The sequence below is a fragment of the Pseudomonas benzopyrenica genome, assembly GCF_036884265.1.
GTDB lineage: Bacteria > Pseudomonadota > Gammaproteobacteria > Pseudomonadales > Pseudomonadaceae > Chryseomonas > Chryseomonas benzopyrenica.
The window spans coordinates 4,531,442-4,557,910 of sequence record NZ_CP145723.1 but is presented as its reverse complement, the minus strand read 5'-3'; the positions used below and the strand labels follow the sequence as shown (position 1 = coordinate 4,557,910).

The window sequence follows — 26,469 nt, the reverse complement described above, 5'->3', positions numbered from 1 at the left end:
TCGCCTTGTTTGGCTCTAGCTCGCGAGATTTTGAACAGGCTCTGATAGATCGTTACGTGTCGACGTCATAACCCCTGGCGATGACGCCGGGCCCGGGGAAAAGGTTACAATGTACGTCTTTCCCCGCCAGGAGCCCGCAGGTGTCCGTCGTCTTTGTCGCCGCCTCCCAACTGCCCACCCCCTTCGGCCTGTTCACCATGCACGGTTTCCTCGACGAGACCGATGGCAAGGAGCACGTCGCCCTGACCTTCGGTGACGTGGCCGATGGCGAGCCGGTGCTGGGCCGACTGCATTCCGAATGCCTGACCGGCGATGCGCTGTTCAGCCTGAGATGCGACTGCGGTTTCCAGCTGGAAGCGGCGCTGCGCGCCATCGCCGAGGCCGGGCGTGGCGTGCTGCTCTATCTGCGCCAGGAAGGGCGCGGCATCGGCCTGCTCAATAAGATCCGCGCCTATGAGCTGCAGGATGCCGGGGCCGATACCGTCGAAGCCAACGAGCGCCTGGGCTTTGGCGCCGACCAGCGCACCTATGCCCTGTGCAAGCCGATGCTCGAACACCTGGGCGTCACTGCGCTGCGGCTGATGACCAACAATCCGCGCAAGGTGAAGGCGCTCGAGGTGCTGGGCATTCCGGTCGCCGAGCGGGTGCCCCTGCAGGAAGGCCTCAATCCGCACAACCGCCGCTATCTGCTGACCAAGGCCGGTAAGCTCGGCCACATGCTCGGCAATCTGCATCAGAACGAAGACATGGAAAAGGCGCCCTAGGGCGCCTTTTTACTGGCCAGTGGCTGGTTGCGCTCAGGCTTCCTTGCGCAGACCGGCCGGGGTCAGATCCGCCAGCGCCAGGCGCGCCCGTACCGCACGCTCGATGCCGGCTTCATCGAGGCCGCACTCGGCCAGCATGTCGGCCGGCTTGGCGTGTTCGATGTAGCTGTCCGGCAGGCCCAGGTTGAGCACGGGCTGGACCAGGGCATTGGCCTGCAGGAATTCGTTGACCGCACTGCCGGCGCCGCCCATGACGCTGTTTTCCTCGACCGTGACCAGCAGGTCGTGGTCGGCGGCGAACTGGCGGATCAGGGCCTCGTCCAGCGGCTTGACGAATCTCATGTCGGCCACGCTGGCGTCCAGGCGCTCGGCGACCTGCAGGGCTTCGGCCAGTTGCACGCCAAACACCAGGAAGCCGACCTTGGGGCCGCTCTTCAGGCTGGTCTGACGACGCACCACGCCTTTACCGATAGGCAGGGGCTCCAGGCCAGGGTCGAGGGCGGCGTTGGGGCCGCTGCCGCGCGGGTAGCGCACCGCGGCCGGGCCCTGGTGGCGATAGCCGGTGGTGAGCAGGCGGCGCAGCTCGTTTTCGTCGCTGGGCGCCATGATCACCATGCCAGGGATGCAGCGTAGGTAGGAGAGGTCGAAGCTGCCCGCGTGGGTCGGGCCGTCTTCGCCCACCAGGCCAGCGCGGTCGATGGCGAAGAGCACATCCAGATTCTGCACCGCCACGTCGTGGATCAGCTGGTCGTAGCCGCGTTGCAGGAAGGTGGAGTAGATGGCCACCACCGGCTTCATGCCGTCGCAGGCCAGGCCGGCGGCCAGGGTCACCGCGTGCTGCTCGGCGATGGCCACGTCGAAGTAGCGTTCGGGATAGCGTTCGGCGAAGCGGATCAGGTCGGAGCCTTCCTTCATCGCCGGGGTGATGCCCACCAGTTTGGCATCGACGGCGGCCATGTCGCACAGCCAGTCGCCAAAGATGTTGGAGTACTTGGGCGCACCCGGGCGCTTGGGCTTGGCGTCCAGCGGCTCCAGCTTGGTGATGGCGTGGTAGCTGATGGGATCGGCCTCGGCGATGGACAGGCCCTTGCCCTTGCGAGTGATCACATGGAGGAATTGCGGACCCTTGGCATCGCGCAGGTTGCGCAGGGTGGTGACCAGGGTCGGCAGGTCATGGCCGTCGATGGGGCCGATGTAGTTCCAGCCCAGCTCCTCGAACAGGGTGCCGGGCACCAGCATGCCCTTGGCGGCCTCTTCGGTACGGCGGGCGATTTCCCAGGCACCGGGCAGCTTGGAGAGGGCCTTCTTGCCGTTTTCGCGCAGGTGCTGGTAGGTACGGCTGGAAAGCAGCCGCGCCAGGTAGTTGGACAGGCCACCGACGTTGCGCGAGATGGACATGTCGTTGTCGTTGAGCACCACCAGCATGTTGGCGCCGGTGTCCGAGGCATGGTTGAGCGCCTCGAAGGCCATGCCCGCGGTCAGGGCGCCGTCGCCGATCACCGCGACCGACTTGCGCTCGATGCCCTGCAACTGGGCGGCGATGGCCATGCCCAGGGCGGCGCCGATGGAGGTGCTGGAGTGGCCGACGCCAAAGGTGTCGTACTCGCTTTCGCTGCGCCGTGGAAAGGCGGCCAGGCCGTCCTTCTGGCGCAGGCTGGCCATGCCTTCGCGGCGGCCGGTGAGGATCTTGTGCGGATAGGCCTGGTGGCCGACGTCCCACACCAGGCGGTCTTCCGGGGTGTTGAAGACGTAGTGCAGGGCCACGGTCAGTTCGATGACGCCCAGGCCGGCGCCGAAATGACCGCCGGTCTGGCCCACGGTCCACAGGAGAAAGGCGCGCAGTTCGTCGGCGACGGCGTCCAACTCGGCGTCACCGAGCTGGCGCAGTTGCACCGGCGAGTCGATGCGGTCGAGCAGGGGCGTCGCGGGACGCTGGCGGGGAATCTCGTGAAACGTCTTGGGCATCTGGCTGATCACTTTGCGCAGAGAATTAGGCAGTTTACCCGATGCCCGCGTGGCATCCCAACAGCGGGCAGGGCGTCTTGTTATGCCCCTGTGACAACGGACCCGGGGGCAAATGCGGCCCGGGTTACGAGTTTTTCCGCTGAAGCGCGTCTAGCTACGTCGTTCCACGATATAGCGGGCCAGGGCGCGTAGGGGTTCAGCCGGCTCACCCAGGGGCTCGATGGCCGCCAGGGCGGTGTCGCGCAGTTCCAGGGCATAGGCCTTGGCCGCGTCCAGCCCGAGCAGCGCCGGGTAGGTCGGTTTGTCACGGGCGAGGTCGGCACCCTGGCGTTTGCCCAGGGTCTGGGTATCGCTCTCGATGTCGAGCACGTCGTCCCAGACCTGGAAGGCCAGGCCGATGGCCTCGGCATAGCGGGCCAGGGCGTCGCGCTCGGCGGCACCGGCGGCTTCGCTGGCCAGGGCGCCGAGCTGCACGCTGGCGGCGATCAGGGCGCCGGTCTTGTGCAAATGCATGGTCTCCAGCGCCGGCTGGTCGATGCGCCGGCCGACCGATTCCAGATCGATGGCCTGACCGCCGACCATGCCCGCCGGACCGCTGGCGCGGGCCAGCACCGCGACCATCTCCAGCCGCACCGCGGCGTCCTGGGGCGCCGCCAGCAGGGTCTCGAAGGCCAGGGTCTGCAGGCCGTCGCCGGCGAGGATGGCGCAGGCCTCGTCATAGGCCTTGTGGGTGGTGGGTCGGCCGCGGCGCAGGTCGTCGTCGTCCATGGCCGGCAGGTCGTCGTGGACCAGGGAATAGGCGTGGATCAGCTCCACCGCGCAGGCGGCCTGGTCGGCGCGCGCTGGATCGCCACCCAGGGCTTCGCAGGCGGCATAGACCAGCAGCGGCCGTACCCGCTTGCCGCCACCCATGACGCTGTAGGCCATGGCGGCATAGAGCCGGGCGAGTTCGGCGCGGGGCGCGCTGAAGAGCGGGGCGAGAGCGGTGTCGACGCGGGTCTGGCAGCGTTGCTGGTAGGCCTCGATCATGCGTCGTCCCCGGCCGGGGCGAAGGGGGCGGCGCTGAGTTCGCCATCCTTTTCCAGCAGGATCTGCACCTTCTGCTCGGCCTGGGCCAGGGCACCCTGGCATTCGCGGGTCAGGCGGATGCCCTGTTCGAAGGCGCCGAGGGAGTCCTCCAGGGACAGCTCGCCACTTTCCAGGCGTTCCACCAGGGTCTGCAATTCGGCCAGGGATTGTTCGAAGTCGGGAGCTTTCTTGCGGGCCATCGGGATTCTCGGCAGAGGCGATCGGGTCGCGGGAAGTGGGCAACAGGTCAGCCATTGTGCCACAGCCATCGGCGCCGCTTGACGCCGTGCCCGGCCAAGCCCTAGGGTAGCGGTCATGAAAACGCGCAGCCCTCAACGCCCCAGCATTATTACCGCCATTACCTGATGGCGGGACAGCGTTAGCTGCGCAACCAGACCCGCCCAAGAGGCGGGTTTGTACTTTCTGACTCCTGGGCCCCGACGAAACACCCCAGGAGCCCGCCATGACCGTCCAGGAACCCGCCACCGATCTCTTGCAGCGCTATGCCCGCAAGATCCTCGAAGCCCCCGTCTACGACGTGGCGATCGAGACGCCCCTGCAACCGGCGCGGGCGCTGTCCGAGCGACTGGGCTGCCAGGTGCTGCTCAAGCGCGAAGACCTGCAACCGGTGTTCTCCTTCAAGATCCGCGGCGCCTACACCAAGCTGGCCAGTCTCTCGACCGAAGAGAAGGCCCGTGGGGTGATCGCCGCCAGCGCCGGCAACCACGCCCAGGGCCTGGCCCTGGCGGCCCGCGAACTGGGCGTGCGGGCGATCATCGTGATGCCGCGCACCACCCCCGAGCTCAAGGTCATCGGCGTGCAGTCCCGTGGTGGCGAGGTGGTGCTGCACGGCGACGCCTTTCCCGAGGCCCTGGCCGAGGCCTTGCGCCTGGCCGAGGAGCAGGGCTACACCTTCGTCCCGCCCTATGACGATCCCGACGTCATCGCCGGCCAGGGCACCGTGGCCATGGAGATCCTGCGCCAGCATCCGGGCCGGCTGGACGCCATCTTCGTCCCCGTGGGCGGCGGTGGCCTGATCGCCGGTATCGCCGCCTATGTGAAATACCTGCGTCCGGAGATCCGGGTCATAGGCGTCGAGCCCGATGACTCCAACTGCCTGCAGCAGGCCATGGCCGCTGGCGAGCGGGTGGTCTTGCCGCGGGTGGGGCTGTTCGCCGATGGCGTGGCCGTGGCCCAGATCGGCCACCATACCTTCGAGGTCTGCCGCCGTTATGTGGACGAGGTGATCACCGTCAGCTCGGACGAGATCTGCGCGGCGATCAAGGACATCTACGACGACACCCGCTCCATCACCGAACCGGCTGGCGCCCTGGGCGTGGCCGGGATCAAGAAATACGCCGAGCGCGAAGGCGGTAGCGGCCAGGTGCTGGTGGCCATCGATTCCGGCGCCAACATCAACTTCGACCGCCTGAGACACGTGGCCGAACGCGCCGAACTGGGCGAGCAGCGCGAAGCCATCATCGCCGTGACCATCCCCGAGCGGCCGGGCAGCTTTCGGGCCTTCTGCGAAGCCCTGGGCCGGCGGCAGATCACCGAATTCAACTATCGCTACCACACCGGCCAGGAAGCCCATATCTTCGTCGGCGTTCAGACCCATCCCCAGCGCGATCCGCGTGAGGCCTTGCTGCAGGGACTACGCGACCAGGGTTTTCCGGTGCTGGACCTGACCGACAACGAACTGGCCAAGCTGCACATCCGCCACACCGTGGGTGGCCATGCCATGCGGGTCGACCAGGAGCAGGTGTTTCGCTTCGAATTCCCCGAGCGACCCGGGGCGCTGTTCGATTTCCTTGAAAAGCTAGGCGGCCGCTGGAACATCAGCATGTTCCACTACCGCAACCACGGCGCGGCGGACGGGCGGGTATTCGCGGCGCTGGAGGCCAGTCATGCCGAGCAGGGCGAGCTGTTGGCGACCCTGGATGCCATCGGCTATCGCTATTGGGACGAGACCGAGAATCCGGCGTATCGGTTGTTTATTGGGTGATTGGGTCTTCAGGATCGCAGCATGGCAGTCCGTCGATGCGGCCGCTCTGCATTGATCGCGGCCATGGGCCGCTCCTACGTGTTCATCCATGCCTGTAGGAGCGGCCCATGGCCGCGATTGTCTGTAACGGGCACTGGAGCCTGTCCGTGGAAAACGCTGCGCGGTTTTCCACGCTACGGAGTCTAGGCATCCCCCTCTCCCTCCGAGAGAGGGCTGGGGTGGGGTGACCAGACGCCAGAAATTAAGCTGTTGGGCTTCGCTGTGCTCAGCGCCAACCTACGAGAGCGTCAATCCGCGTCATACCGGGCACTGAAGGCCTGGACGAAGGCGTTGCGCAGGATGTTGAAGAAGGCCTGTAGGGGACTGATGTCCTGGTTCTTCACGCTGCCTGAGAGATCCACCCGGGTGGCGAACTGGTCGTGGGGCTGGTTCTTGAGCAGGGTCTGGGCGGTGCCGACCACGGCTTCCCAGGCGCTCTCCAGGGCGTTCTTGTTGCGGTTCTCGACGTCCTGCTGCCAGTCGAAGATGTCGACGTTCTTCATCAGCGGCTTGACGTAGCCACTGAGCTGGCCGTCCACCGCCTTGGCCTCCACCACCACGTCGCCGCTGCCGGCGCGGAAATCGAACTTGCCGTAGGCGCGGGCGAAGTCGTTGAGTTTGGGCAGGTCGATGTCGGTGACTCTCAGGCGGAAATCGAAGTCGGTGAAGTCCTTGAAGGGATCGAAGCGGGCGCTGGCTTCCAGGGGCGCGCTGCCGAGGACGGCGGCCTTGCCTTCGAAGTGGGCGATGCGTTCGCCCTGAGCGTCGGCAGCGTTGGTCAGGTTGTAGAGGCTGGCGTTGACATCGGTGGCTGCCAGATTCACCTGGGGCTTGGAATTGAAGTTGCGGAAGGTCACCCGCCCGTTCACCACCCGCACCTCGTCGAGGGTGATGGAGATCAGCTTGTCCACCTGGTCCTGCCAGTCGGTGCCTTCACCGGTCTGCGACTGCTCCTTGCGCGCACCACCGTCGACGAAGTTGAGTTCGGGGCGATCGAAGACGATGCGCCCGACGATGGCATGGTCCTGCCACAGCGAGCGCCAACTCACCGCGATGTCGATGGCCGGTGCCTTGAGAAAGGGCACCGGCACCTTGCCGTTGACCTTGACGATCTCCAGCCCTTCGATGCGATAGGCGCCGCGCCACCAGGCCAGGTCCACGTCGGTGATCTGGCCACGATAGTCGCCCATGTCCGCCAGCTTGTCGTTGAGGTAATGGCGGATCAACAGCGGCGCGGCGAGGTGCAGGCACAGCAGCAGGACGACCAAGCCGATGAGGAAGTAAAGAGGCAGACGCAGACGGCGGGACATGATGGCGACTCGGGGCGGACTCTTCCTCGGTCGACCCTGAGTAACGGGCCTGAGTTTCTCGTGAGTTTGCCTGGCGGGCTGACTCAGGACGCAGACATGGGCGAAAGGCTCTGCCTGGGCGGCTTGCATCCGTACCGGTCGTCGCTCCGCTGCGCCTGGTTATGAGCTACTCGAACGGCAGACGCAAAAAAGCCGGCTTGTGGCCGGCTTTCGAGGGCGGGTTGAGCTGATTTTTGGTGAGCCCGGCCCGCCCGGGTTGCCCTTGCCGGGCAGATGAAGGATGCGCTGCTGAGGCGGCGCGTGGCGGCTGGCGGTGGGCCAGAACGCCTGTCGATCAGAAGTCCAGGGTGGCGGACACCTTGAGGGTGCGCGGATCGCCCTGGGTCAGGTAACCGCCAAAGGCGGATTCCCAATAGGCCTTGTTGGCCACGTTCTCGACGTTGGCGCGCAGGGTAACGTCTTTTTGCTCGACTTTGAAGCGATAACGCGCACCAAGGTCGACGCGGGTCCAGGCCGGAATGCTCAGGTTGTTGGCCGCATCGGCGTATTGGCCGCCGGTGCGCAGCAGGCGGCCGTTGAGCGCCACCCCTGCAAGGCCTGGTACATCCCAGTCGGCGCCGAGGTTGTACTGGAAGCGCGGTACGCCGATGGCACGATTGCCGTCGTTGCTGCCGTTCTGGGTGCCCTTGAGCTCGGTGTCCATGAAGGTGGCGCCCGCCAGCAGACGCAGTCCCAGCAGGGGTTCGCCGAAGACGTTCAGCTCGAGGCCACGGTTTTCCTGTTCACCGTCGCGAATGTAGCGATTGCCTTGGGAGTAGCCGTCCGCTGGTTGTTCGATGCGGTAAACACCCAGGGTTGCTCCGAAGGTACCCTGGTCGTACTTGATACCGGCCTCGGTCTGCTTGGAGCGCGCCGGCGAAAACACCTGGCCGGCGTTCAGCAGCGGGGTGCTGCCATTCCGGGTAGGCGCGGTCGGCCCTTGCGCCAGGCCCTCGATGCGATTGGCGTACAGCGAGACCTCGTCAGTCAGCTTGTAGACGACGCCATAGATCGGGGTGGTGATGGATTGGTCGTACTTGGAGTTACGGGGGCCGTCGCCATAGGCATAGCCTTCGACCAGTAAGGATTGGCGACGAACGCCCAACGTGGTCAACAGGCGATCATCGAAGAAGCCCAAAGTGTCGGACAGCGCGAGGCTCTGGTTGGTGGTCTTGCCGGTGGTGCTCGGATCGTGCAGATCCCCCCCTATGAATTGACCGAATCGCGGATAGGCAACAGCTACTGGGTGGTCCAGATTGCTCGCGCCCGCAGGGAAGGCGAAGTCGTAGGCGTTCTTCTGCTCCGTCCAGATACTGGACGCGCCCAGGGCGATCTGGTGGCTGACGGGGCCGGTCTGCAGGCTGCCATTCAGGCCGGTCATGACGGTGCGGGAGTCGTCATCGTGGGGGATCTTCGACCCGCCGATGGTGAGATTGCCCGCCTCATCATTCAGGGTGGCGCTGCCGTAGGTCCCGTTCTCCCGGGTGTGCTTGCCGCCCATGGCGAGGTAGGCGGTCCAGCGGTCACTCAGGTCGTACTCGCCGCGCACCATGCCGAAGGTGTCTTCCAGCTGGGTACGGGTCCAGGGCGCGTTGTAGTTGGTATCGGACGAGGGGGCATGGGGCAGGCGGGTCAGGCGGCTGCCGAGCAGCAGGCTGTCGCGTCCGCCGTTGACCACCTGCTTCTGGTAGCCGAAGTCGGTGGAGAGGCGAAAGCGGTCGCCCCGGTAATCCAGTCCGGCGACGAACAGCTTGGATCTCTGGCTCTCGTCATCGATGGCGGTATCGCCCTCGCGCTGCATCAGATTGATCCGGGCGCCGAAGCGGTTGTCGGCACCGAAGCGCTGGCCGAGGTCGAGATGCTGGCCGAGGCGGTCGTCGCTGGTGTAGTCGACGGTATAGCTGCGGGTCGGGGTGTCCTGGGCGCGCTTGGGCTGCAGGTTGACCGCACCGCCGATGCCGGAGCCGGTAGGTGTCACGCCATTGATGAAGGCGTTGGGGCCCTTGAATACCTCGACCCGCTCCAGGGCCTCGGTGGCGATGATCTGCCGCGGCATGACGCCATAGAGGTTGTTGAAGGAGATGTCATCGCCGGTCAGCTTGTAGCCACGAATAACGAAGTTCTGCGACTGGTTGGCATAGCCGCTGTACTGGCGCACCGAGGCGTCGTTGCTCAGCACCTCGCCGATGGTCTGGGCCTGCTGGTCCTGGATCAGCTTGGCGGTGTAGCTGGTGACGCTGAAGGGCACGCTCATGTTGTCCTGATTTCCCAGCACGCCCAGCTTGCCCCCGGTCGCCACCTGGCCACCGGTGTAGGCGGGCGGCGGAGCGTCCTTGGGCGCCTCGGTGGCAGTCACCGTGGTGGAGTCCAGTTGCACGGTATCGCCGTTGGTTTGCGCCAGGGCGGGCGCGCCGGTGACGGCGCTCAGGGCGGCGATGGCCAGGGCGAGGGGCGAGAACGGGAAGGCAAAGCACGAGCGAGCCATGACGAGCGAATCCTGTATTGACGGGCCGGGGGCTCGAAGTCGCTGCCAGGACGACAGGAGCACGAGTGGGAAGCGATCCTATTCGTTTATGATAACTGTTATCGTTAATTCGGATGAGCGTCATCTTTGCGCCGACCAACGCTAGCGCGATAACCTTTTCTGCAGCGGCGATGGATGCCGTCGGCCACGTGGCGAGCGGGCACAAAAAAGCCCGGCGAACCGGGCTTTTCAACAGCGGCGTGGATCAGCCCTTGTAGGCGGCCACGGCCTTGGTGATCTCGGCGCGGGCGGCGTCGGCGTCGCCCCAGCCTTCGACCTTGACCCACTTGCCCTTCTCCAGATCCTTATAGTTCTCAAAGAAGTGCTTGATCTGCTCCAGCAGCAGGGCCGGCAGGTCGGTGTATTCCTTCACGTCCTTGTACAGGACGCTCAGCTTGTCGTGGGGGACGGCGATCAGCTTGGCGTCACCGCCGGCTTCGTCGGTCATGTGCAGCACGCCGACCGGACGGGCGCGGATCACGGCGCCGGGAGCGACCGGGTAGGGAGTCACGACCAGTACGTCCAGGGGATCGCCATCGTCGGCCAGGGTGTTGGGGATGTAGCCGTAGTTGGCTGGGTAGAACATGGGGGTGGCCATGAAACGGTCGACGAAGAGGGCGTCGCTGTCCTTGTCGATCTCGTATTTGATCGGCGCGTGGTTGGCCGGAATCTCGATGGCGACGTAGATGTCGTTCGGCAGGTCTTTGCCGGCGGGAATCTTGCTGTAGCTCATGAACGGGTCCCTCTGGTCGGTTGGGAAAAGTGGCCGGGAGTATAGGCGCTTTCAGATCGGGGTTCGAGCCTCGGACCCCGGGGGGGTCGGCTGTTGCACGCTCGCCAGGCTGGCGGCGAGACGGCTGCGCGGGTCCTGGCGGAACAGCTGCTGCAGCTGTCCGTAGACGGCCGGATAGTGTTCGCTGAGCAGGTCGGGCGCACTGAAGAAATACTCGCAGGCGACGGCGAAGAATTCCTCGGGGCTTTCCGCCGCATAGGGGTCGAGGACAGTCTGCGCATTCGGATCGGCGTCGAGCTGGCGATTGAGGTCGTCATAGGCGCCTTGCAGGGCGCTGGTCCAGGCAGCCTGGGGCATGTCCTCGTGCAGCGGCGGCTGGCCATTGCACAGGCCACCGGCGAGCAGGTCGATGAGGTGGGCGAATTCGTGGATGACCAGGTTGTAGGCCTCCCAGCCGCCACTGGCCTGGATGCCGGGCCAGGCCAGCACCACCTGGCCGCGGTCCCAGGCCTCGCCGTCGCGTTCCTCGTCCCACTCGTGTTCCAGGCCGCCCTCGTCGCGGTGACGTTGCGGGCTGACGAAGGCGTCGGGATAGACGACGATCTCGCGGACATTGGGATAGAGCGCCGCTTCCGGCAGGTGCAGCAGCGGCAGCAGGGCCTGGGCGGCCAGCAGCAGGCGGTCGCCGTCGTCCAGTTCCAGGCCCTGGAGCAGGGTGAGGCGCTTCTCGGCGAGAAACAGCACGCAGTGCTCGCGTAGCCAGGTGTCCTCGGCGGCACTCAGGCCATCGAGGATCGGCAGGCGCTGACGCAGGCGCGCCCAGAGTTCATCTGCGATGGCGACCCGCTCCAGCAGGCGCCGCTCGCGCCAGGCGCGCCAGAAGCCCAAGGGCTCAGACTCCGCTCTGGACTGCGGCGCGCCGGCTCTTGATCAGGCCGAGGATCATCGGCAGCAGGGAGATGCCGATGATGGCCAGCACCATCAGGGTGAGGTTCTGCTTGATGAAGGGCACGTTGCCGAAGAAGTAGCCCAGACTCACCAGGCCGCCGACCCAGAGCAGCGAGCCGAGCACGCTGTAGCCGAGAAAGTAGGGGTAGTGCATGCGCCCGACCCCGGCGACGAAGGGGGCGAAGGTACGGATGATGGGCAGGAAGCGCGCCAGGGTGATGGTCTTGCCGCCGTGGTGCTCGTAGAAGGCCTGGGTGCGCAGCAGATAGTCGCGGCGGAACACCTTGGAGTGGGGATTGCTGAACAGCTTGTCGCCGGCGAAGCGGCCGATCAGGTAATTGGTGCTGTCGCCCGTCACCGCAGCGAACATCAGCAGGCCGGCCAGCAGATAGGGGTCCATGTCGCCCAGAGCGGATAAAGCGCCGGCGATGAACAACAGGGAGTCGCCAGGCAGGAAGGGCATGACCACCAGACCTGTCTCGCAAAAGATCACGGCGAAGAGGATGACGTAGATCCAGGTACCGTACTGGGCTACCAACCCGCTGAGATAGACGTCGAGGTGCAGGATCAGATCGATCGGGTTGAATTCCATGGAGCGTGCCTACCGTGGTTGCGAGGGTCCGACGGCGATTATAAAGGCAGCCGGGACCGGGTTTTGTGGCCTGGTCGAGATCGGCGCCGGGAAAAAACGCCAGCCGCTCAGAGGTCACGGTAGGGCAAAGGTTCACTCCCGTGGCGTGGCAGCCACGGGAGTGGGGTGCTGGTTCTCAGCCCAGCGCCATGTCGATCACCACTCGGCCCTCGATGCCGCCTTCATGCATGCGGGCGAAGATGTCGTTGATGTTCTCCAGCGGCTCGGCGCTCACCGTGGCCTTGACCTTGCCTTCGCCGGCGAAGTCCAGCGCCTCCTGCAGGTCCAGGCGGGTGCCGACGATGGAGCCTCGTACCGTGGTGCCGTTGAGCACCATATCGAAGATCGACAGCGGGAAGTCACCCGGCGGCAGGCCGTTGAGGGCGATGGTGCCACCGCGACGGGTCATGCCGATGGCCTGTTCGAAGGCCTTGGGCGAAACCGCCGTGACCAGAGCGCCGTGGGCACCGCCGATCTCCTGCTTCAGGTAGGCCGCCGGATCCTGCTCGCGGGCGTTGACCGTGACCTCGGCGCCCAGCCGGCGGGCGAGGTCGAGCTTCCGGTCGTCCACATCCACCGCCGCCACGTTCAGGCCCATGGCCCGGGCGTACTGCACCGCCATGTGGCCCAGCCCGCCGATGCCGGAGATCACCACCCAGTTGCCCGGCTTGGTGTCGGTCATCTTCAGGCCCTTGTAGACGGTGACCCCGGCGCAGAGGATGGGCGCGATCTCGACGAAGCCGACGTTGTCCGGCAGCCGGCCGACGTAGCCGGCATCGGCCAGGGTGTATTCGGCGAAGCCGCCGTTCACCGAGTAGCCGGTGTTCTGCTGGGACTCGCAGAGGGTTTCCCAACCGCCCAGGCAATGTTCGCAATGGCCGCAGGTGGAATACAGCCAGGGCACCCCGACCCGGTCGCCCTCCTTGACGTGGGTGACCCCGGCGCCCACCGCCACTACATGACCGACGCCTTCGTGACCGGGGATGAAGGGCGGATTGGGCTTGACCGGCCAGTCGCCCTGGGCGGCATGCAGATCGGTGTGGCAGACGCCACTGGCGGCGATCTTGACCAGTACCTGGCCGGCGCCCGGGGTAGGCACCTCGACTTCGCGGAATTCCAGGGGTTTGCCAAAGGCGGTGACGACAGCGGCTTTCATTGTTTTAGGCATGACGAGTCCCTCATGGATGCATGATGCGTGGATGAAGCCAGACGGGGCCTGCGCCGGGACGCACCTGTCCACCGCGGGCGGCCGTTGCCTCTAGCGTCGGCCACCCACGGGGAGCGGGTGTTGATCCAGGTCAGGTGGGAGGCGCGTCCCTACTTCCTGCTGAGGCGCGCCATCCAGGCGTCGGCACCGATCACGAACTGCCGCGCTTCGGCCAAACTGCGTTGGAAATAGCCTCGGAATGCTCATTTACGCTGAGTAAACTGCGCTTCCTTGGCTATTTCCGCCTTGTTTGGCTCTAGCGCACCAGCCCGTGATTCGGCACCTAAAAGAAGCCCAGCGGATTGATGTCGTAGCTGACCAGCAGATTCTTGGTCTGCTGGTAGTGGTCGAGCATCATCTTGTGGGTTTCACGGCCGACGCCGGATTTCTTGTAGCCGCCGAAGGCAGCGTGGGCGGGGTAGAGGTGGTAGCAGTTGGTCCAGACGCGACCGGCCTTGATGCCGCGGCCCATGCGGTAGGCGCGATTGATGTCGCGGGTCCAGACGCCGGCGCCAAGTCCGAACTCGGTGTCGTTGGCGATGGCCAGGGCCTCGGCTTCGTCCTTGAAGGTGGTCACCCCGATCACCGGGCCGAAGATTTCCTCCTGGAAGACGCGCATCTTGTTGTGGCCCTTGAGCAGGGTCGGCTGGATGTAATAGCCGCTGGCCAGGTCGCCCTGCAGCTTCTCGACGTTACCGCCGGTGAGGAATTCGGCGCCTTCCTCGCGGGCGATCTCCAGGTAGGAGACGATCTTCTCGAACTGCTGCTGGGAGGCCTGGGCGCCGACCATGGTGTCGGTGTCCAGCGGATCGCCACGCTTGATCTGGGCGATCTTCTTCATCACCGCTTCCATGAAGGGGGCGTAGATGGATTCCTGCACCAGGGCGCGGGACGGGCAGGTGCAGACCTCGCCCTGGTTGAAGAAGCCCAGCACCAGACCTTCCGCGGCCTTCTCGATGAAGCTCGGCTCGGCCTGCATGATGTCTTCGAAGTAGATGTTGGGCGACTTGCCGCCCAGCTCCACGGTGCTGGGAATGATGTTCTTGGCCGCGCAGGAGAGGATGTGCGAACCCACCGGGGTGGAGCCGGTAAAGGCGATCTTGGCGATGCGGGTGCTGGTGGCCAGGGCCTCGCCGGCCTCCTTGCCATAGCCCTGCACCACGTTGAGCACACCGGGCGGCAGCAGGTCGCCGACGATCTCGGCGAACAGGGTGATGGACAGCGGCGTCTGCTCGGCGGGCTTGAGCACCACGCAGTTGCCGGCGGCCAGCGCCGGGGCCAGCTTCCAGGCCGCCATCAGCAGCGGGAAGTTCCAGGGGATGATCTGGCCGACCACGCCCAGTGGCTCGTGGAAGTGATAGCTGGCGGTGTTGTCGTTGATCTCGGCGGCGCTGCCTTCCTGGGCGCGGATGCAGCCGGCGAAGTAGCGGAAGTGATCGGCGGCCAGGGGCACGTCGGCGTTGAGCGTCTCGCGCACCGCCTTGCCGTTGTCCCAGGTCTCGGCGACGGCCAGTTTTTCCAGATTCTGTTCGATGCGGTCGGCGATCTTGAGCAGGATCAGCGAGCGGTCCTGCACCGAGGTGCGGCCCCAGGCATCGGCGGCGGCGTGGGCGGCGTCCAGGGCGCGCTCGATGTCGGCGGCGTCGGAACGGGGGAATTCACCGATCACCGAGCCGTTCACCGGGGAGGTGTTGGTGAAGTACTGGCCTTTCATCGGGGCGACGAATTCGCCGCCGATGTAGTTGCCGTAGCGGGCCTGCAGGGTCAGCAGGGCGTCTTGGGTGCCGGGAGCTGCGTAGCGCATGGTGGGTCTCCTGTTTGTTCTTGTATGAAGCGGCGCTCCGATCCTGAGCAAGGCACGGGCCAAGTCAGGCGAACCCGCATGGATGCGGCCTTGCGGGCTTTTCCAGGGAGTGCCGTCACCTGTCACTGTGACAGAGGTGTCACCCCTTGGCGTGACAGCCTGTCACCTGGGGGTGACAGCGTGCGCAGTCCGACCGATTTGGCCTATGCTGGAGGCCGCGCAGACGCCCCCGCGGAGGACAACGACAATGGCCGCCACCCCGTCCGATCGTCATGCCAGCCAGGTGCTCGAACTCGCCCGCGGCGCCGTCCCTGACGGCCCGGCCAGCGATCCGGCCATCGCCCGCTCCTGGCGGCGCTGTCTCGACGAACACCAGCTGGACCCGGCCGCGCGTGTGGCGCCCTGGGTGCTGGAGCGCGCCCGCTTCGACGAGCACCGCCAGCGCCAGCAGCGAGTGCTTCAGATCGCCCGTGGGCAGATGAATTCCCTGCACCAGCAACTAGGCGGCGCCGGCCATGCCGTGCTGCTCACCGATGCCCGCGGGCTGATCCTCGATTGCGTCACCGCCGACGCCGAGCGCGAGACCTTCCAGCAGGCCGGCCTGTGGCTGGGCGCCGACTGGAGCGAGGCCTGCGAGGGCACCAACGGCATCGGCACCTGCGTGGTGGAGCGCCAGGCGCTGACCATCCATCGCGACGAACACTTTCGCAGTCGCCATACCCAGCTGACCTGCTCGGCCAGTCCGGTCTTCGATCCGGCCGGCGAGCTGCTGGCGGTGCTGGACGTCTCCAGCGCCCGCCAGGAAGCCTCGCGCCAGGGCCAATTCCATACCATGGCGCTGGTCAATCTCTCGGCCAAGCTGATCGAGAGCTGCTATTTCCTCGACCGTTACGCCGCTGGCTACCTGCTGCGCTTCCATGCCCAGGCGGCCTATGTCGGCCTGCTCAGCGAAGGGCTGCTGGCCTTCGACGACGAGGGCCGCGTCCAGGCCGCCAACGAAACCGCGCTGATGCTGCTCGGCCTGGCGCGTAGTGCGGTGTTGGGGCAGCGGATGGAGGCCCTGTTCGAGCTACGGCTGGACGACCTGTTGGAGCGCGCCCGCCCGCACCCCAGCGCCTGCTGGGCGTTGCGCGGACGCCAGGGGCAGGGCTTCCACGGCCTGGTGCGCGGCCCTCAGGTGCGCCCGGTCACCCCGGTGGCGGTGCCCAAGACGCCCGCGCCCAGTGGTATCTGCCTGGCCGATCCGGCCCTGGCGCGGGACTTCACCCGGGCGCTCAAGGTCCTCGAACGCGATGTGCCGGTACTGTTGCATGGCGAGACCGGCACCGGCAAGGAAGCCTTCGCCAGCGCCCTGCACCGCGCCAGCAGCCGCGCCGGTCAGGCCTTCGTCGCGCTCAATTGCGCGGCCATTCCGGAGACGCTGATCGAAAGCGAGCTGTTTGGCTATCGTGGCGGCAGCTTCACCGGGGCGCGCAAGGAAGGCATGGCCGGCAAGCTGCAGCAGGCCGATGGCGGCATCCTCTTTCTCGATGAGATCGGCGACATGCCCCTGGCGCTGCAGACGCGTTTGCTCAGGGTGCTGGAAGAGCGCCAGGTGGTGCCCCTTGGCGGCGGCGCACCTCGCGCCCTGGACCTGCGCCTGGTCAGCGCCAGTCACCGTGATCTGGAAGCCCTGGTGGCCGCCGGCAGTTTTCGCGAAGACCTCTACTATCGCCTGCGCGGCCTGGTGGTGACCCTGCCAGCCCTGCGTGAGCGCAGTGACCGTGGCGAACTGCTCGATCTGCTGCTGGCCGAGGAGGCCCGCGGCGAGGCGATCCGTCTCGATCCGGCAGCCCGTGCCTGTCTGCTCGCCCAGCCCTGGCCTGGCAACGTCCGCCAGTTACGCACCGTGCTGCGCACCCTGGTGGCCCTGAGCGAAGACGGCCAGATCGGTCTGGACGAGCTACCCGCCGACTGCCGTGGCGCCCGGCTGCCGCTGCCGTCCAGCGCGGCGCCGGTCGACAGCGCCCGCGAGGAACTGCGTGCGGTGCTGGACGACTGCCACTGGCAGATGACTCGCGCCGCCAAGCGCCTGGGAGTGAGTCGCAACACCCTCTATCGTTGGCTGCATCAACACGGTCTGCAACGTCCGCAGGACTAACGCGCCGCCTTCTGGCAAAGATGAGCGATGCAAGGCGAGACGAACAGGCTGCCCTGGTAGGCGCCTGCCAGGGTGCGGCTGGCGACCAGGGTCCATAGCAGTGCAAGAAGCACTACCAGCACGGTGCCCAGGCCGGTAAAGAAGGGCGCCGCCAGGGCTTCCCCCAGGCGCAGGGTGGTCAGGGCATAGACACCCAGGGGAAAGGTGAAGCTCCACCAGCCCAGGTTGAAGGGCATGCCTTCACGGGCCTGGCGCTGGGTCACCAGTACGGCCAGCGCCAGCCACCAGAGCCCTAGTCCCCAGAGCAGCACCGCGCCCAACAGGCCCAGGCCTTGGGCGATCTCGCCGATTCCGGCCAGGCCATGGGCGGCAAACACTGTCGGTGCATCGGCGCCCAGTATCAGCAGGCCCAGGGCGCCGGTGGCGATCGGTCCCAACGCCAGCCAGCTCGACGCGGCCATGCTGGCCGGCGGCAGCTTGTGCAGCGCCAGGCGCAACAGCAGGATCACCAGCAGGCTCAAGGCGACCGGCACCGAATAGGCCCAGAGCACATAGCTGGCGACGAGCACCGTGAATTGCTCGCTGGTCGCCAGGTGCGGCACCAGCAGGCCGCCACTGGCGGCTGCCACCTCGGCGGCCACCACGGGCAGCAGCCAGACGGCGGTCATCTGGTCGATGCGGTGCGCCTGGCGGGTAAACATCAGATAGGGAATCAGCACCCCACAGACCAGGGCCATGGCCGCATCCAGCCACCAGAGGCCGAGCGCCAGGGGCAGCACCGCCTCGCCCCAGCGTGGCAGGCCGAACAGCAGCAGGCCGTTGATCAGGGTCGCCAGGCCCATGGGAATGGTGCCGATGAACATCGAGACGGTGGCGTGGGCGAAGATCTCGCGGGCTTCCTGGTAGAACAGCAGCCAGCGGGCGGCATAGAGCCCGGTGAACAGGCTGAACAGCAGGACATCGAGCAGCCAGAGGCCTTCGGCGAGGGCGTGCAGGCCGGGAAGCGGCAGGGGGAAGGCTGCCAGCGCGAGCGCCAGGATGCCCGTGCCCATGGTCACGGCGAACCAGTGGGGCGTGAACTGGCGGATGATCTCCAGTGGGCGGTCGAGGTGGCGGAAGGGTTTGCACCCCTGGCGCAGGGCCAGGGCATCGGCAAGAGACATGGCAGGACTCCTGAAACGGAATGACCCTAGCCTAGGCAGGCAGTCTTATCATTGAAAGCGAAGTAATTTGAACAATTAATCCAAAAGGTAGATAAGACGCTGTTCTCGGGCGATACGTCGTCTCACCGTCAGGGCGTGGCGACGTGCCCGATCTGGTTGACGCGCGCGCCCCTGGTGTCGCCGGTTTGCTGTCCTTGAACCAGGCATCCGCGACGGCCATCGCTCCGGCCGCGCGGCCCCCCGTGCTAACCTTGCCGCCGTTCAATCTGCAGCGGAGCCAGCCTGTCATGCACATCCACATCCTCGGTATCTGCGGCACCTTCATGGGGTCGCTCGCGGTGCTGGCCAAGGAAGCCGGCCATCGCGTGACCGGCTCCGACGCCAACGTCTATCCGCCCATGAGCACCCAGCTGGAGGCCCAGGGCATCGAACTGACCCAGGGCTACGATCCGGCGCAACTCGATCCGGCCCCGGACCTGGTGGTGATCGGCAACGCTCTGTCGCGCGGCAATCCGGCGGTGGAATACGTGCTGGATAAGGGCCTGCCCTATGTCTCCGGTCCCCAGTGGTTGGCCGAGCACGTCTTGCAGGGCCGCTGGGTGCTGGCGGTCGCCGGGACCCATGGCAAGACCACCACCACCAGCATGCTGGCCTGGGTGCTGGAGCATGCCGGCATGAGCCCGGGCTTTCTCATCGGCGGGGTGCCACAGAATTTCGGCATCTCGGCGCGCCTGGGCGGCACGCCCTTCTTCGTGGTGGAAGCCGATGAATATGACAGCGCCTTCTTCGACAAGAGATCCAAGTTCGTCCACTACCGGCCGCGGACCACCATCCTCAACAACCTGGAATACGATCACGCGGACATCTTCCCGGATCTGGCAGCCATTGAGCGGCAGTTCCATCATCTGGTGCGGACCATTCCCAGCAGTGGCCTGGTCATCCATCCCACCGCCGAAACGGCCCTGGTGCGGGTGCTGGAGATGGGCTGCTGGACCCCGGTGCAGACCACCGGCGCAGGTGGTCAATGGCAGGCTCGCCTGCTGGCCGAGGACGGCTCGCGCTTCGAGGTGCTGTTCGACGGCGAGGTGCAGGGCACGGTGAACTGGGAACTGACCGGCCAGCACAACGTGGCCAATGCCCTGGCCACCCTGGCGGCGGCTCGTCATGTCGGGGTGGTGCCCGCTATGGGAGTCGCCGCCCTGAGCGAGTTCCGTAGCGTGAAGCGGCGCATGGAGAAGGTCGCCGAGGTGCGTGGGGTGACCGTCTACGACGACTTCGCCCACCATCCCACCGCCATCGCCACCACCCTGCAGGGGCTGCGCGCCCGGGTTGGCAGCGAGCGGATCATCGCCGTCATCGAGCCGCGCTCCAATTCCATGAAACTGGGTGCCCACCGTGACGGCCTGCCGGACAGCGTCACCGGCGCCGACAGCGTCATCTGGTACGCCCCGCCGAATCTGGGCTGGGACCTGGCCGGAACGGCCGAGGCCTGCGCCGTGCCGGCCGTGGTCTGCGACTCCCTGGAGGCCATCATCGAGCGCGTCAAGGCGGAACTGGACGGACCCACCCACGTGGTGATCATGAGCAACGGCGGTTTCGGCGGACTGCACGGCAAGCTGGCCGCGGCCCTGGAGCAGGCATGATGGCCGGCCCGGAACGCATCACCCTGGCGCTGACCGGCGCCTCCGGCTCCCAGTACGGCCTGCGCCTGCTGGACTGCCTGGTGCAGGAGGAACGCGAGGTGCACTTCCTCATCTCCAAGGCCGCGCAACTGGTGATGGCCACCGAGACCGATGTGGTGCTGCCACCCAAGCCCCAGGCCATGCAGGCCTTTCTCACCGAATACACCGGCGCGGCCCCTGGCCAGGTGCGGGTGTTCGGCCAAAGCGACTGGATGGCGCCGCCGGCGTCCGGCTCCAGCGCCCCGGCGGCCATGGTGGTCTGCCCCTGTTCCACCGGCACCCTCTCGGCCATCGCCACCGGCGCCAGCAACAACCTCATCGAACGCGCCGCCGACGTGGCCCTCAAGGAACGCCGTCAGCTGGTGCTGGTGCCGCGTGAGTCGCCGTTCTCCAGCATCCACCTGGAGAACATGCTCAAGCTGTCCAACCTGGGGGTGACCATCCTGCCGGCCTCGCCGGGCTTCTACCACCAGCCGCAGACCCTCGACGACCTGGTGGACTTCGTGGTGGCACGCATCCTCAACACCCTGGGCATCCCCCAGGACATGCTGCCGCGCTGGGGCGAACATCACCTGTCCGGCAACGATGACTAGAATCGTGCGTCTCGGCCTGCTACTGACGGCCGTCCTGGCCCTTGGCGGCTGCGCTACGGTGCGTACCCTGGACGCCGCCAAGCCCGGCGCGCCGGTGGTCTATGCCGGTACCCGGCTGGATCTCTATGCGCTGCAGGGCGGCTGCTGCGCCCAGGAGCGCTTTGGCGCCGAGGCACCAGCCTGGCCGGTGCTGGACCTGCCCGGCAGCGCCTTGCTCGACACCCTGCTGCTGCCGCTGTCCCTGCCGGCCGCCATCGGTGGGCGGGGTAGTGTGCGCGGCGGCCTCTAGAGCGCCTTCAGCAACTCCCCGAGCCTGGCCATGGCTGCCTCGCTGCGCGCGTCCCAGGGATGACCGCAATTGAGCCTGATGCAGTTTCGAAAACCCTGCTGCGCGGAAAAGATCGGTCCCGGCGCCAGGCTGATGCCCTCGGCCAGGGCCTGGCGATAGAGCGCCAGACTGTCCACCCGCTCGGGGAGTTCGAACCAGAGAAAGTAACCGCCCTGGGGCCAGCTGACGTGGGTGTCGGCGGGAAAGTAGCGCCGCGCCGCGGTCAGCATGGCCTGGCGCTGCCGATCGAGACTCAGTCGCAAGCGGCGTAGATGGCGGTCGTAGCCGCCGTGCTGCAGGTAGTCCGCCAGGGCGGCCTGGGCCGGCATCGAGGGGGTGATGGTGGTCATCAGCCGCAGCCGGGCGACGGCACCGGCCTGACGGCCGGCGGCGATCCAGCCGATGCGATAGCCGGGCGCCAGGCACTTGGAAAAGGAGCCGCAGTGCAGCACCAGGCCGTCACGGTCGAAGCGCTTGACCGGGCGGTGCGGTTCGCTGCCGCTGTAGAGCTCGGCATAGACGTCGTCTTCCAGCAGCGGCACCTGATGGCGTTGCAGCAGGCCATAGAGTCGCTGCTGGGCGCGGTCGTCGAGACTGACCCCGGTGGGATTCTGCAGGCCGCTCATGAACCAGCAGGCCTTGATCGGCAGGCGGCTCAGGGCCTCTTCCAGGGCATCCAGATTGAGGCCGCGCTCGGGGTCGACGGGAATCTCCACCGCCTTGAGCTGTAGCCGCTCCAATACCTGCAGGCTGGCGTAGAAGGCCGGGCTTTCCACCGCCACCAAATCGCCGGGACGGGTCAGGCTCTGCAGGCCCAGGTTGAGGGCCTCCAGGGCACCGTGGGTGATCACCAGCTCTTCGCCGACCTCGGGCATGCCGGCCAGGCCGTAGCGCCGGGCGATCTGCCGACGCAATTCGGGATGACCGGGGGTGACGTAGGCGGTGAGGTCCTGGGCGGGCAAGTCGCGCAGGCCGTGGGCCATGCTGCGGGCCAGCCGCGCCAGGGGAAACAGATCGGGACTGGGAAAGGCCGAGCCGAAGGGCACGATGTCCGGGTCCTGCAGTGACTGCAGCACCGAATAGACCAGATCGCTCACCGCCACCTCGGTGCCTTCCAGAGGGGTCAGCAAGGGCGCCGCGTCCCGCGCCCGAGCCGGTTCGCGGACGAAGTAGCCGGATCGCTCGCGCGCCTCGATCAGGCCGCGACTCTCCAGCAGGTAATAGGCCTGGAACACCGTGGAGGGGCTGATGCCGTGGGTCTGACTGGCGTTGCGCACCGACGGCAGGCGCTCGCCGGGGGCGAGGACGCCGCTGTTCATCAGGGTGGCGAGCTGGTCGGCGAATCGTTCGTAGCGCTTCATGCGAGGCCAGGGCAGGGGAGACCGTCACTATAGCGAGGCACCGGCCATCTGATCCGGTTTTTCATATGTCTACCTGCTGCTGTAACGCTGGCGTCCGGGGGCCTAAGCTTTATCCATCCCTTTCTGGCATCTCTCGGAGGCAGCCATGGACGATGGTATCTTCATGATTCTTTTCAGCCTGCTCGCACTCATCCTGCTTGGTGGCGGCTACTACGCCTGCGTCGTCTTGAACAAGGATCGGCGCGACGTCGAAAAGCACGATCAGCTGCGCTGATCGCCCACCTCGCAGACATCCACCCAGCGCGCCTCGCTGAGGGCGGCCAACCGCTCGGGCGTGAGGCGCACGGCGCTGTGGATGGCGCCCGCGGCGGGTAGTACCTCGTCGAAGGCCTTGAGCGATTCGTCGCAGTAGACCGGCAGCGGGGTGGTCAGTCCGAACGGGCAGACGCCACCTACTGGATGTCCGGTGAGGCCTTCCACGGTAGCGGCATCGAGCAGCTTGGCCTTGCCACCAAAGGCGGCCTTGAGCTTGCGGTTGTCCAGTCGCGCATCGCCGCGGGCCACCAGCAGCAGCTGCTGATCCCCGACTTTCAAGCCCAGGGTCTTGGCGATGCGCCCGGGCTCCACGCCATGGGCGGCTGCCGCCAGGGTGACGGTTGCGGTACTGGTGGTGGCCTCGAGGATCTCGAGGTCGGGCGCGATGCGGGCAAGGTGCTGGCGGACGGAGTCGAGGCTCATGGGCGTTCCAGTGAGGGAAAAGTCCGACTCTCGACAATCCACCGCGCCTGCGTCAAGGCTGACTCAGCACTCCACGAAGGTCACGGCCAGGCCGCCGCGGGAGGTTTCCTTGTACTTGCTGTGCATGTCCGCGCCGGTTTCCTTCATGGTGCGGATCACCTGGTCGAGGGAGATGAAGTGCTCGCCGTCACCGCGCAGGGCCATCTGGGCGGCGTTGATCGCCTTGACCGCGGCGATGGCGTTGCGCTCGATGCAGGGTACCTGCACCAGGCCTCCTACCGGGTCGCAGGTCAGCCCGAGGTTGTGCTCCAGACCGATCTCGGCGGCGTTCTCCAGTTGCGCGGGGCTGGCGCCCAGCACCTCGGCCAGGCCCGCGGCGGCCATGGCGCAGGCCGAACCCACCTCGCCCTGGCAACCGACCTCGGCGCCGGAGATGGAGGCGTTCTTCTTGCACAGGATGCCGACCGCGGCGGCGGCGAGCATGAAGCGCACCACGTCGTCGTCGCAGGCGTCGGGGTTGAATTTCATGTAGTACATCAGCACCGCTGGGATGATCCCGGCCGCACCGTTGGTGGGCGCGGTGACCATGCGTCCGCCGGCGGCGTTCTCCTCGTTCACCGCCAGGGCGAAGAGGTTGACCCACTCCATGGCGGAGAGGGTCGAGCCGATGACGTTGGGCTTGCCGATGGCCTGCAGGCTCTGGTGCAGACGGGCGGCGCGGCGACGCACCTTGAGGCCGCCGGGCAGGATGCCTTCGTTGGCGAGGCCGTTCTGGACGCATTCGCGCATCACGTCCCAGATGCGCAGCAGGCCGCTGCGGATCTCTTCCTCGGAGCGCCAGCGCTTTTCGTTGGCCAGCATCAGCTCGGCCACGCCCAGGCCGTGGCTGCGGCACAGGTGCAGCAGCTCGGCGCCGCTGGAGAAGTCATAGGGGAGTTCGGTGGTGTCGTTGTCCAGCACCCCGCTGGCGGCCTGGGCGGCGTCGACCACGAAGCCGCCGCCGATGGAGTAGTAGGTCGCCTCGGCCACCTCGCCGGTGGCGCCAAAGGCGGTCAGGGTCATGGCATTGGGGTGATAGGGCAGACTCTCTTCCAGCAGCAGCATGTCTTCCTGCCAATCGAAGTGGATCGCCTGGCGACCGGCCAGCAGCAGCTGACGTTCATTGCGCAGCGCTTCGATGCGTGGCTCCACGGCGGCAGGATCGACGCGATCCGGCCACTCGCCCATCAGGCCGATCAGGGTGGCGCGGTCGGTACCATGGCCGACACCGGTGGCCGACAGCGAGCCATAGAGGCGCACCTCGACCCGCTTGACCTGTTCCAGCAGGCCTTCGTCGACCAGCCGCTGGGCGAAGAGGGCGCCGGCCCGCATCGGGCCCACGGTATGGGAACTGGACGGACCCACGCCGATTTTGAACAGGTCGAAGACGCTGATGGCCATGTCGGTAATCCCTGATTGAGCTTGAATGGTCGCCAGACAAGGTGCCGGCGGATGGCTCATAGTGGTGATAAGCCCTCAGCTCGCACAAACGAAAGCTTCTAAGCGATCCTTTAGCGGAACTCATCGATGAGCCGGATCCTCAATGCCCAAACCCAGGCCTGGTTACAGGTCTTCGCCTGCGCCGCTCGGCATCTGTCCTTCACGCGCTGTGCCGAAGAGCTGCACGTGACGCCCGGCGCCATCAGCCAGCAGATGCGCCAGCTGGAAGAGCGGCTGGGTTTCAAGCTGTTCCATCGCGTCGCGCGTGGCCTGGAGCTGACCGCCGAGGGCCAGCGCCTGGCGACCACCCTGAATCAGGCCTACGGGCTGATCGATGCCGAATTGCGCCGTCTCAACGCCGGTCAGTTCGGCGGCGTGGTGCGGCTCCGGTCGATTCCCTCGTTCCTGGGCAAATGGCTGACCCCGCGGCTGCCGCGCCTACAGGCCCGCTTTCCCGATCTGCAATTGCGCCTGGTGGCCGAGGACAGCAGCTGGTCGCTGCGCGAGGGCGAATTCGACCTGGCCATCGACCTGAACGACGGCAGCTATCCGGGCCTGGCCTCGACGCCGCTGATGGAGGAGGAGATCTTTCCAGTCTGCGCCCCCAGTCTGCTGGCGGGACGCCCGCCACTGGAGCGACCGGAGGACCTGGAGTTCTATCCGCTGCTGCATGACATCACCGCCTGGCGCGGCAGCTACGAATACGCCGAATGGGAGTTCTATCTGGCCAGCATCGGCGCCCCGGCGCTGGACGTGCGGCGGGGCCATACCTTCAACCGCAACCACCTGACCATCGAAGCGGCCATCGCCGGCATGGGCGTGGCCATCGCCCGCCGCGCCCTGATCACCGACGAACTGGCTCGTGGTGTGCTGGTGGTGCCGCCCTTCGGTCGTTCCGTGCCGGCGCACAAGAGGTACATGCTGCTCTATGCCCAGGGTGCCCTGGCTGACCCGCGCCTGCGCGCCCTACACGACTGGCTGGTGCAGGAGGTGGATCAGATGGTGCTGGCGCAGCCGGCGTAGGAGCGGTCCACGACCGCGATGGGATGCACCCAGGCCTGGTAGCGAGGGCTAACGACACAAGCCTGAATGAGTGAGGGGATCGCGGCCATGGGCCGCTCCTACAGGCTATCGTAGGTTGGGTTGAGCGCAGCGAAGCCCAACAGTGTTTGCCTCGGCACCGGCATGTTGGGCTTCGACGATGGAGCCTTCTCAGCCCAACCTACGGTCGATAGCGGCCAAGCCTTCAGCGCCCCAGTTTGCGCAACTCGTCCGATTCAACCACTCGCACGCCCTTGCCTTCTTCCAGGGCCAGGCGCCACAGCGACCGGGCCAGGACGGCGGCTTCGATGCCGTGCCACTTGCCCGGCAGCCACTGCGACAGCGGGGCGGCCAGGCGCTCGCCCAGGCGTTCTTCCTGGCGCTGGCCGATCAGCAGTGACGGCCGTGCCAGGGTCAGTTGCGTCCAGCCCTGGGCGCGCAGGGCTTCTTCCAGCTCGCCCTTGACCTTGTTGTAGAAGATCGAGGACTGCGGATCGGCGCCAATGGCGCTGACCACGATGTAGTGGCGGGCGCCCAGTTCCAGGGCGCGCTGACCCACCGCCAGGGGCAGACCGTAGTCCACGGCGCGAAAGGCGGCTTCGGAACCGGCCTGCTTCATGGTGGTGCCCAGGCAGCAGAAGGCCACGTCCAGCGGGCCCTCCAGGGTCGGCAGCAGACTGTTGAGGTCACCTACCGGATTATCCAGCCGGGCGTGTTCCGCCAGCGGACGGCGCGTCGGTGCCAGTACCCGGGGTACCGTCGGCTCGTTGAGGAGGCGATCGAGCAGGTGTTCGCCGGTCAGGCCAGTGGCGCCGGCGATGAGGGCATGCTGAGGCGTCAGGTACACGGGGCTCTCCTTGTAGCGGCGACCGCTGATGTCAGGTTGGACCTCAGGCGTTCCGGTTGT

General features: G+C 66.5%; 23 protein-coding genes. 8 read left to right on the top strand and 15 right to left on the bottom strand.

Features of this window, described 5'->3' with window-relative positions:
- Positions 1-140: 140 nt before the first annotated feature.
- A complete protein-coding gene (gene ribA, locus V6W80_RS21525) occupies positions 141-764 on the top strand; it encodes a GTP cyclohydrolase II (protein ID WP_017639515.1) in 624 nt (207 codons plus the stop codon).
- A 33-nt stretch (positions 765-797) separates the two neighbouring features.
- Here the strand turns inward: ribA and dxs are convergent, their stop codons facing one another.
- The 3 genes from dxs to V6W80_RS21510 form a co-directional block, all read right to left on the bottom strand.
- Positions 798-2,729, bottom strand: coding sequence for a 1-deoxy-D-xylulose-5-phosphate synthase (gene dxs, locus V6W80_RS21520; RefSeq protein ID WP_093257709.1), 1,932 nt, complete (start codon positions 2,727-2,729; stop codon positions 798-800).
- Between the two features lie 150 nt (positions 2,730-2,879).
- Positions 2,880-3,758, bottom strand: coding sequence for a polyprenyl synthetase family protein (locus V6W80_RS21515; protein ID WP_064308489.1), 879 nt, complete (start codon positions 3,756-3,758; stop codon positions 2,880-2,882).
- Positions 3,755-3,997, bottom strand: a complete 243-nt coding sequence (locus V6W80_RS21510) for an exodeoxyribonuclease VII small subunit (RefSeq protein ID WP_017639518.1) — start codon at positions 3,995-3,997, stop codon at positions 3,755-3,757. Before V6W80_RS21510 ends, V6W80_RS21515 begins: the two co-directional genes overlap by 4 nt.
- A 263-nt stretch (positions 3,998-4,260) precedes the next feature.
- On the opposite strand from V6W80_RS21510, the gene ilvA reads away from it, so the two are divergent.
- On the top strand, positions 4,261-5,802 hold the full coding sequence (gene ilvA / locus V6W80_RS21505) for a threonine ammonia-lyase, biosynthetic (protein ID WP_338545355.1): 1,542 nt from the start codon (positions 4,261-4,263) through the stop codon (positions 5,800-5,802).
- A gap of 287 nt (positions 5,803-6,089) precedes the next feature.
- Here ilvA and V6W80_RS21500 read toward each other — a convergent pair whose 3' ends face one another.
- From V6W80_RS21500 to exaC, 7 genes are all read right to left on the bottom strand, one after another.
- Positions 6,090-7,151, bottom strand: coding sequence for a DUF748 domain-containing protein (locus V6W80_RS21500; protein ID WP_338545354.1), 1,062 nt, complete (start codon positions 7,149-7,151; stop codon positions 6,090-6,092).
- A 334-nt stretch (positions 7,152-7,485) separates the two neighbouring features.
- On the bottom strand, positions 7,486-9,675 hold the full coding sequence (locus tag V6W80_RS21495; RefSeq protein ID WP_338545353.1) for a TonB-dependent receptor: 2,190 nt from the start codon (positions 9,673-9,675) through the stop codon (positions 7,486-7,488).
- A 244-nt stretch (positions 9,676-9,919) separates the two neighbouring features.
- The gene (gene ppa / locus V6W80_RS21490; RefSeq protein WP_007161198.1) at positions 9,920-10,447 is read right to left on the bottom strand and encodes an inorganic diphosphatase; all 528 of its coding nucleotides are present in this window, start codon (positions 10,445-10,447) and stop codon (positions 9,920-9,922) included.
- Between the two features lie 51 nt (positions 10,448-10,498).
- Positions 10,499-11,335 (bottom strand): zinc-dependent peptidase, encoded by an 837-nt coding sequence (locus V6W80_RS21485; RefSeq protein WP_338545352.1) that lies wholly within the window; start codon positions 11,333-11,335, stop codon positions 10,499-10,501.
- Positions 11,336-11,339: 4 nt separating this feature from the next.
- Positions 11,340-11,987, bottom strand: a complete 648-nt coding sequence (locus tag V6W80_RS21480; protein ID WP_017642870.1) for a DedA family protein — start codon at positions 11,985-11,987, stop codon at positions 11,340-11,342.
- Positions 11,988-12,162: 175 nt separating this feature from the next.
- Positions 12,163-13,194, bottom strand: a complete 1,032-nt coding sequence (gene adhP, locus V6W80_RS21475) for an alcohol dehydrogenase AdhP (protein WP_026084062.1) — start codon at positions 13,192-13,194, stop codon at positions 12,163-12,165.
- A gap of 322 nt (positions 13,195-13,516) precedes the next feature.
- Positions 13,517-15,037 carry an acetaldehyde dehydrogenase ExaC gene (gene exaC / locus V6W80_RS21470; RefSeq protein ID WP_338545351.1) on the bottom strand — a complete coding sequence of 507 codons (1,521 nt, stop codon included), beginning with the start codon at positions 15,035-15,037 and terminating at the stop codon, positions 13,517-13,519.
- Between the two features lie 247 nt (positions 15,038-15,284).
- Between exaC and V6W80_RS21465 the strand changes: the two genes are divergently transcribed.
- The gene (locus tag V6W80_RS21465; protein WP_338545350.1) at positions 15,285-17,177 is read left to right on the top strand and encodes a sigma-54-dependent Fis family transcriptional regulator; all 1,893 of its coding nucleotides are present in this window, start codon (positions 15,285-15,287) and stop codon (positions 17,175-17,177) included.
- Here V6W80_RS21465 and V6W80_RS21460 read toward each other — a convergent pair.
- The gene (locus V6W80_RS21460) at positions 17,174-18,340 is read right to left on the bottom strand and encodes a C4-dicarboxylate ABC transporter (RefSeq protein WP_338545349.1); all 1,167 of its coding nucleotides are present in this window, start codon (positions 18,338-18,340) and stop codon (positions 17,174-17,176) included. The two genes, V6W80_RS21465 and V6W80_RS21460, sit on opposite strands and share 4 nt — an antisense overlap.
- Positions 18,341-18,627: 287 nt before the next feature.
- On the opposite strand from V6W80_RS21460, the gene mpl reads away from it, so the two are divergent.
- The 3 genes from mpl to V6W80_RS21445 are packed head-to-tail and all read left to right on the top strand — an operon-like array spanning position 18,628 to position 20,904.
- Positions 18,628-19,983 (top strand): UDP-N-acetylmuramate:L-alanyl-gamma-D-glutamyl-meso-diaminopimelate ligase, encoded by a 1,356-nt coding sequence (mpl, locus tag V6W80_RS21455; RefSeq protein ID WP_338545348.1) that lies wholly within the window; start codon positions 18,628-18,630, stop codon positions 19,981-19,983.
- Positions 19,983-20,615 carry a flavin prenyltransferase UbiX gene (gene ubiX / locus V6W80_RS21450; RefSeq protein ID WP_026084064.1) on the top strand — a complete coding sequence of 211 codons (633 nt, stop codon included), beginning with the start codon at positions 19,983-19,985 and terminating at the stop codon, positions 20,613-20,615. The genes mpl and ubiX overlap by 1 nt, the downstream gene beginning before the upstream one ends.
- Positions 20,608-20,904: a YceK/YidQ family lipoprotein gene (locus V6W80_RS21445; RefSeq protein WP_338545347.1), complete on the top strand. Its 297-nt coding sequence runs from the start codon at positions 20,608-20,610 to the stop codon at positions 20,902-20,904. The genes ubiX and V6W80_RS21445 overlap by 8 nt, the downstream gene beginning before the upstream one ends.
- Here the strand turns inward: V6W80_RS21445 and V6W80_RS21440 are convergent.
- On the bottom strand, positions 20,901-22,304 hold the full coding sequence (locus tag V6W80_RS21440) for a PLP-dependent aminotransferase family protein (RefSeq protein ID WP_338545346.1): 1,404 nt from the start codon (positions 22,302-22,304) through the stop codon (positions 20,901-20,903). The two genes, V6W80_RS21445 and V6W80_RS21440, sit on opposite strands and share 4 nt — an antisense overlap.
- A 145-nt stretch (positions 22,305-22,449) precedes the next feature.
- On the opposite strand from V6W80_RS21440, the gene V6W80_RS21435 reads away from it, so the two are divergent.
- A complete protein-coding gene (locus V6W80_RS21435) occupies positions 22,450-22,578 on the top strand; it encodes a hypothetical protein (protein ID WP_017642879.1) in 129 nt (42 codons plus the stop codon).
- Here the strand turns inward: V6W80_RS21435 and V6W80_RS21430 are convergent.
- Both V6W80_RS21430 and V6W80_RS21425 read right to left on the bottom strand, forming a co-directional pair.
- Entirely contained in the window at positions 22,566-23,042 is a 477-nt protein-coding gene (locus V6W80_RS21430) for a YbaK/EbsC family protein (protein WP_017642880.1), read from the bottom strand. The genes V6W80_RS21435 and V6W80_RS21430 overlap by 13 nt on opposite strands.
- Positions 23,043-23,105: 63 nt before the next feature.
- Positions 23,106-24,482, bottom strand: a complete 1,377-nt coding sequence (locus V6W80_RS21425; protein ID WP_257705101.1) for an L-serine ammonia-lyase — start codon at positions 24,480-24,482, stop codon at positions 23,106-23,108.
- Positions 24,483-24,608: 126 nt separating this feature from the next.
- Here V6W80_RS21425 and V6W80_RS21420 point away from each other — a divergent pair, with 126 nt between their 5' ends.
- Complete coding sequence (locus tag V6W80_RS21420) at positions 24,609-25,544, top strand: LysR substrate-binding domain-containing protein (RefSeq protein WP_017642882.1); 936 nt, start codon at positions 24,609-24,611, stop codon at positions 25,542-25,544.
- A gap of 223 nt (positions 25,545-25,767) precedes the next feature.
- On the opposite strand, the gene V6W80_RS21415 is transcribed toward V6W80_RS21420, so the two are convergent.
- Positions 25,768-26,409 (bottom strand): oxidoreductase, encoded by a 642-nt coding sequence (locus tag V6W80_RS21415; protein WP_184290004.1) that lies wholly within the window; start codon positions 26,407-26,409, stop codon positions 25,768-25,770.
- Positions 26,410-26,469: the final 60 nt, after the last annotated feature.

Coding starts and splice junctions, on each gene's coding strand:
- dxs (WP_093257709.1), bottom strand. CDS start 2,729: ATGCCCAAGACGTTTCACGAGATTCCCCGCCAGCGTCCCGCGACGCCC.
- V6W80_RS21515 (WP_064308489.1), bottom strand. CDS start 3,758: ATGATCGAGGCCTACCAGCAACGCTGCCAGACCCGCGTCGACACCGCT.
- V6W80_RS21510 (WP_017639518.1), bottom strand. CDS start 3,997: ATGGCCCGCAAGAAAGCTCCCGACTTCGAACAATCCCTGGCCGAATTG.
- ilvA (WP_338545355.1), top strand. CDS start 4,261: ATGACCGTCCAGGAACCCGCCACCGATCTCTTGCAGCGCTATGCCCGC.
- V6W80_RS21500 (WP_338545354.1), bottom strand. CDS start 7,151: ATGTCCCGCCGTCTGCGTCTGCCTCTTTACTTCCTCATCGGCTTGGTC.
- V6W80_RS21495 (WP_338545353.1), bottom strand. CDS start 9,675: ATGGCTCGCTCGTGCTTTGCCTTCCCGTTCTCGCCCCTCGCCCTGGCC.
- ppa (WP_007161198.1), bottom strand. CDS start 10,447: ATGAGCTACAGCAAGATTCCCGCCGGCAAAGACCTGCCGAACGACATC.
- V6W80_RS21480 (WP_017642870.1), bottom strand. CDS start 11,987: ATGGAATTCAACCCGATCGATCTGATCCTGCACCTCGACGTCTATCTC.
- adhP (WP_026084062.1), bottom strand. CDS start 13,194: ATGCCTAAAACAATGAAAGCCGCTGTCGTCACCGCCTTTGGCAAACCC.
- exaC (WP_338545351.1), bottom strand. CDS start 15,037: ATGCGCTACGCAGCTCCCGGCACCCAAGACGCCCTGCTGACCCTGCAG.
- V6W80_RS21465 (WP_338545350.1), top strand. CDS start 15,285: ATGGCCGCCACCCCGTCCGATCGTCATGCCAGCCAGGTGCTCGAACTC.
- V6W80_RS21460 (WP_338545349.1), bottom strand. CDS start 18,340: ATGTCTCTTGCCGATGCCCTGGCCCTGCGCCAGGGGTGCAAACCCTTC.
- mpl (WP_338545348.1), top strand. CDS start 18,628: ATGCACATCCACATCCTCGGTATCTGCGGCACCTTCATGGGGTCGCTC.
- ubiX (WP_026084064.1), top strand. CDS start 19,983: ATGGCCGGCCCGGAACGCATCACCCTGGCGCTGACCGGCGCCTCCGGC.
- V6W80_RS21445 (WP_338545347.1), top strand. CDS start 20,608: ATGACTAGAATCGTGCGTCTCGGCCTGCTACTGACGGCCGTCCTGGCC.
- V6W80_RS21440 (WP_338545346.1), bottom strand. CDS start 22,304: ATGAAGCGCTACGAACGATTCGCCGACCAGCTCGCCACCCTGATGAAC.
- V6W80_RS21435 (WP_017642879.1), top strand. CDS start 22,450: ATGGACGATGGTATCTTCATGATTCTTTTCAGCCTGCTCGCACTCATC.
- V6W80_RS21430 (WP_017642880.1), bottom strand. CDS start 23,042: ATGAGCCTCGACTCCGTCCGCCAGCACCTTGCCCGCATCGCGCCCGAC.
- V6W80_RS21425 (WP_257705101.1), bottom strand. CDS start 24,482: ATGGCCATCAGCGTCTTCGACCTGTTCAAAATCGGCGTGGGTCCGTCC.
- V6W80_RS21420 (WP_017642882.1), top strand. CDS start 24,609: ATGAGCCGGATCCTCAATGCCCAAACCCAGGCCTGGTTACAGGTCTTC.